At 50.3% G+C, this 298-nt stretch carries 1 protein-coding gene; it reads left to right on the top strand.

Annotation, left to right across the window (positions count from 1 at the left end):
* Window positions 1-71 precede the first annotated feature (71 nt).
* A partial coding sequence (locus tag V5P19_RS23300; protein ID WP_334407902.1) for a CHC2 zinc finger domain-containing protein occupies window positions 72-298 on the top strand: 227 nt, incomplete at its 3' end.

The raw sequence follows: 298 nt of genomic DNA, 5'->3' as shown, positions 1-298 counted from the left end.
GTTGTAAGGCCGTGCTTCCGAAAGGAATGCGCGGCTTATTTTCGTTTATGAATTGCTAAAAATCGGGGCCTATGGCTGGACGAATCCCACGCGTATTCATTAATGATCTGCTGGCACGCACTGACATCGTCGATCTGATCGATGCCCGTGTGAAGCTGAAAAAGCAGGGCAAGAATTTCCACGCGTGTTGTCCATTCCACAACGAGAAAACCCCGTCCTTCACCGTTAACGGTGAGAAACAGTTTTACCACTGCTTTGGATGTGGCGCGCACGGCAACGCGATCGACTTCCTGATGAA

Origin of the sequence: Enterobacter sp. UNJFSC 003, from assembly GCF_036903355.1 — a bacterium.
In the GTDB taxonomy this organism is placed as follows: Bacteria; Pseudomonadota; Gammaproteobacteria; order Enterobacterales; family Enterobacteriaceae; genus Enterobacter.
The sequence above is the reverse complement of the archived record's forward strand: the minus strand, read 5'-3'. Positions and strand labels throughout refer to the sequence as shown.